The organism is Mycobacterium sp. (assembly GCF_035570115.1).
Classification (GTDB): Bacteria; Actinomycetota; Actinomycetes; order Mycobacteriales; family Mycobacteriaceae; genus Mycobacterium.
This window is the reverse complement of sequence record NZ_DATMLH010000203.1, coordinates 1-4,292: the sequence shown is the minus strand read 5'-3', so window position 1 is coordinate 4,292 and position 4,292 is coordinate 1. Positions and strand designations below refer to the sequence as shown.

Below are 4,292 nucleotides of genomic sequence, written 5' to 3'. Positions count from 1 at the left end.
GATCCCGTCGAACTTGGCCGTGTACGCGCCCTCCGGGCAAAGCTTCTTCTTCAGGTCGAGTATCCGCACACCTGCACGATGCCCAATAGTATTGTCTAACAATATGTTCCACTTTTTCACCCGGTCGGGTTGATCCTCGGGATACAAGCTCCCATCCGGCTGTTCACCACGCCGGCTGTAGGGCAGGTTGGTAACGGTCACCTGCGCCCCGCTGGAGCTGAGGATGTCCACCGCCTGCCGCAACTCACTGCTCAGATAGGCGTCGAAGGCCGGTTCGCCGATGTGGGTCCATCGTCCCTCGTTGACTCGATCGACGGTTTCCCAGCGGCCGACGATCAGCAGAATGGCGTCCGGCTGGTCGACCGCGATCTCTGATCTCCACCTGCCGGGCCACGACTCGCATTCGCTTTTCTGATCCAAGGTTTGGTCGAGATAGTGGTATGGGCCGCCGCGCACCAGGCTGCAGCCGATCACGGTGTGGTCGATGAACTGGAATCCCGGCGTCGACGGCAGGAAGTGCATCAACGTCCAGCCGATCGAGTCGCCGAAGACCGACACGCTGAATGGTCGCCGCGGATCTCGTTGCGCGACAGTACGTGCAGGGATGAGTGCCTTCGGTGGAGACGGCGAAACGACCGCGACTGGTGACACGCCAGGGGGCAAGCTGCCCGCCAGCGGCCCGGCGCCGGGCCTGGGACCGACCGGGACGACGAGGATCGTTATCGCGGCGGCGGTCGCGGCGGTAGCCCCTGCCAGCGGCAACAGTGGCACCCGCACCGGTCGCCACCTCCGGATGGGCCGCTCGATGAGCCACCACGACACGGTGGACACCGCCAGTGTGGCCGCGCACCGGACGCCGAACAACGAGAGCCCGGACCAGCCGGTGCGCTCGCCGTTGAGCACCAGAAAGATCGGCCAGTGCCAGAGATAGACGCCGTAGGAGATGGCGCCCAGCCACGCGAGAGGACCCCAGGCCAGCACCGCAGCGACGGGCCCGCGCTGGTCGAGCGCTACCGGCGCGATGACCAGCACCGCCGCCAGTGCCACCGCAATCAGCAGCCCATCGCGGAACTCGCGAGCGCTGCCGGTGGCGTAGTGGGCGGCCGACGCCAACAGTGCCAAGCCGATCACCGGCAGCACCCGAGCGGTCCATCTGCCCCACCGGGACCGGATCAGCGACCACCCGCGGTTTAGCGACGACCAGTCGCTGACCAGCAGCGCCGACGCCGCGGCGCCCACCAACAGCGCCTGTGCTCGGGTATCGGTGCCGAAGTAGACCCGGTCACGGGCGGCGTTGGACGCGAGCAGGATGGCGGCCGCTGCGGACCCTATGGCGCCGAGCGTGGCCAGCAGGAACACCGTCAAGCGGACCCCGCCCAGGGTGGCCCACCCGTGCCGACTACGTGCCCGTGCGGCCAGCGCCACCGCCACCGCGACAAGCAGGAGCGGCCAGACGATGTAGTACTGCTCCTCGACACCGAGCGACCATGCGTGCTGCAGCGGCGACGGCGGAGCACCCTGGGCGAAGTAGTCGGTCTTGTCGACGACAAACATCCAGTTGGCTACCCAGAAGAAGGCGGCAACGGCGTCATCGCGCAACCCGGCAACGGCTTCGGGTGAGAAGAACTGACGCCCCACGGCCACGGTCAGCACCATCAGCACCAATGCGGGTAGCAGCCGCCGGGCACGTCGAATCCAAAAGTCGCCCAGATCAATACGACCGCTTCGGCCCAGTTCGTCAAGTAGTAGCGAAGTGATCAGGAAACCGCTGAGTACGAAAAATACGTCGACACCGAGGAATCCACCCCCCATGCCGGGAATGCCACCGTGGCCTGCGAGCACCAGCGCGACCGCGACCGCACGCACACCATCCAGCGCGGGAATACCCGGACGGCGCGTTGATTTTCCATCACTGTCGCTACTTCTGGTGGTGGCGGGGCGGCCCAGCTGCGGCGCAGCAATCCATCGGGGTCGCCGATCACAGCGAACCGGCGCGGGGTACACCCCGGCCGGTCCCATGCTCACCTTCGCAGCGCTCCGACCGCTCGCCTGGCCGGTGCCGTAGTTGCCGCCGATACGTCGATGCCCTCCCTGCCGATTAAGCCGTCAGTTTAGGTGCGCCCGGACCGCATCAGCGGACGACACGACGCGGCGAGGCTGAACTATGCCGAGCCGTCGGCGGCTTCCGAATCGGCGCCCAGTGGTATCCGGCGTCAGTTCGAATCCGCCTGATGCCTGTTCGGCTTTAGACGCCGGCGAAATCGATGATTCCGCGAATGTTGCGCCCTTCGCGCAGGTCGGCGAACGCCTCGTTGATCTGATCGAGCTGGTAGTGCCGGGTGACCAGCTCGTCTAGTTTCAATGCGCCTGCCTGATACAACGACAACAACATCGGCACGCTCGTGCGCGGATTCATCCCGCCGTAGAGCGCTCCCCTGAGTTGTTTGGCCGACAGCACCATCTCTTGCAGAACCAACGGAACTGGGGGCTCAGTGAATGGGGTGATGCCGGTGAGCACGCATATCCCGCCTTTGCGAAGCAGGGTCATCGCCAACGGGATCAGGTCCACGTGCACAACGCCGGGAGTGACGACGACGCGGTCGGCCATTACGCCGGCGGTGATCTCTTTGACCAAAGGTATCGCTTCCTCAGCGGAGGCGGCGGTGTGCGTGGCACCGAAGATCTTGGCCGAATCCCGCTTGGACTCAACCGGGTCCACCCCGACGACATAGGTTGCACCGACGGCGCGGGCTCCTTGCAGGGCGTTCATCCCGACGCCGCCGGTCCCGATTACGACGACAGTGTCGCCGGGCTCCGTGCCTGCCGAGACCGTTGCCGAGCCCCAGCCGGTGCTGACGCCGCACGATACCAGCGAGGCGGCATGGAACGGGATCGCATCGTCGATCTTGATGACGGACCTTTCCGATAGCACCGCATATTCGGCGAACGTGCCGAGTTGGCCATAAGCCAACAGGTTTTCGTCGCCGAGATGCCGGCGGCACGTTCCGTCGGTAGGCATCTCCCTCACGAACAGGCTCGCGCCGATGTCGCAGATGTAGCTTTGACCGTTCACGCAAAACCGGCAATTGCCGCACGCGGGAATGAACGAGAGCGCTACGTGGTCCCCCGGCTGCACCGTCGTCACGCCCCGCCCGACTTCTGCGACGACACCAGCACCCTCGTGACCACCGAGCAGCGGGAACCAGTCCGGCGCGGGCTGACCGCTTGCGGCCAGCGCCTCGGGGGTCGGTACCACGTCGCCGGTAACCAGATGGTCATCGGAGTGGCAGATTCCGGCCACGACCATCCGTACCAGGACTTCACCGTTGCGGGGCGGGTCGAGATCAACCTCGCGGATCTCCCAGTCCATGCCGACCCCGCGCAGCACAGCGGCACGACACTTCATTGCAATCTCCTCGATGGTGGTCTCGCCCGGTTCAATTGCCGGCCAGCCACTCGGCGGCTAGTTCCCGAAGCGCGCCGGCCTTGATGTTGGCATTGCCCGTCACCGCGACTTCGTCCTCACAAAAAACAGCACCTGGCGCGGCAACCGCGCCTCGTCCAGTTCGGTGACTCCAACGGTCTGCCCCGTCTCGCCTTTTTCGATCAGAACTGCCGAAAACATCGTTGTCTCATTTCTTCGCGATCGACTGAAGCTAATGCGCCGCCTTTTCGGGCGCGTAGCCCAAGGTGCTCTTGACCTCTAAATACTCGTGGAACCCGAACTCGCTCCACTCTCGACCGTTGCCGCTGTGCTTGTAGCCGCCGAACGCTGCGTTCATGTCGAAGGCGTGATTGATCGTCACCCACCCGGCCCGGATTTTGCGGGCCACCTCTCGCGCCTTGTCGTAGTCGGCCCCCGAGACATAGCCGGCCAAGCCGTAATCGGTGTCGTTGGCGATCTCCACGGCTTGATCGATGTCGTCATAGCCGAGGACGCACAGCACCGGCCCGAAGATCTCCTCGCGCGCAATCGTCATGTCGTTGGTGACGTTGGCGAAGACAGTCGGCTTGACGTAGTAACCCTTGTCCAACTCTGCCGGGCGACCCGGGCCGCCGGCCACGACGGTCGCGCCCTCGTCGATGCCTTTCTGGATCAAGCCCTGGACCTTGTCGAACTGTGTCCTCGACGCCACCGGCCCTATCGCCGTTTTATCGCCGGGGTTGCCCACGTTCACCTGCTCGGCGGTCTCACGCGCGATGGTGATCGCCTCGGCCATACGCGAATTCGGGACCAGCATGCGCGACGGCGCGTTACAACTCTGCCCGGAATTCGGCATCATGTTGACCAC

At 64.9% G+C, this 4,292-nt stretch carries 3 protein-coding genes; all 3 read right to left on the bottom strand.

The window, feature by feature from the left end:
* On the bottom strand, window positions 1-2,019 hold a 2,019-nt coding region (locus VNW74_RS18200; RefSeq protein WP_325679287.1), incomplete at its 3' end, for an acyltransferase.
* Window positions 2,020-2,245: 226 nt separating this feature from the next.
* Window positions 2,246-3,406 (bottom strand): NDMA-dependent alcohol dehydrogenase, encoded by a 1,161-nt coding sequence (locus VNW74_RS18195; protein ID WP_325679285.1) that lies wholly within the window; start codon window positions 3,404-3,406, stop codon window positions 2,246-2,248.
* A gap of 250 nt (window positions 3,407-3,656) precedes the next feature.
* Window positions 3,657-4,292, bottom strand: a 636-nt coding sequence (locus VNW74_RS18190; protein ID WP_325679282.1) for an aldehyde dehydrogenase family protein, incomplete at its 5' end; no start/stop codon positions are given.